General features: G+C 70.8%; 1 pseudogene. It reads left to right on the forward strand.

Annotation, left to right across the window (positions count from 1 at the left end):
- A pseudogene (locus tag AB6A66_RS17510) lies at nt 1–271 on the forward strand (phage portal protein); the annotation flags it as partial.
- Between the last annotated feature and the right edge of the window lie 178 nt (nt 272–449).

Consider the following 449-nt stretch of genomic DNA (forward strand, 5'->3'; position numbering starts at 1 on the left):
CATCCAGGCGCAGGTGCTGGCGATGGAGGCGGGCATCACTTCCCGGCGCAAGGTGGTCGAGGCCACCGGCTACGACGTCGAGGAAGTGGACCGCGAGAACGCGACGGACACGGCGCGCGCCGCGGAGCTGGGCCTCAGCTACCGTACCAGCCCGGGCGAGACGCAAGGGGCGCGGGCGACCCCGGCGACACGGCCGGAGCCGGACGATGCAGCGGATGGCGACAGCCACGACGATGCGGCGGCACCGAACCGCGCGAGCGAACAGGAGTGACATGATGAAGAGCTGGTACACGATCCGCGCCCGTGACGGCGGCGCGGAGGTGCTGATCTATGACGAGATCGGCGCCTACGGCGTCTCGGCCAAGGGGTTCCTGGCCGAGCTGGGCGCGCTGCCGGATGACGCGGCCATCGACCTGCGCCTCAACAGCCCGGGCGGGTCGGTTTTCGAT

Origin of the sequence: Rhodosalinus sp. K401 (assembly GCF_041365735.1) — a bacterium.
GTDB lineage: Bacteria > Pseudomonadota > Alphaproteobacteria > Rhodobacterales > Rhodobacteraceae > Rhodosalinus.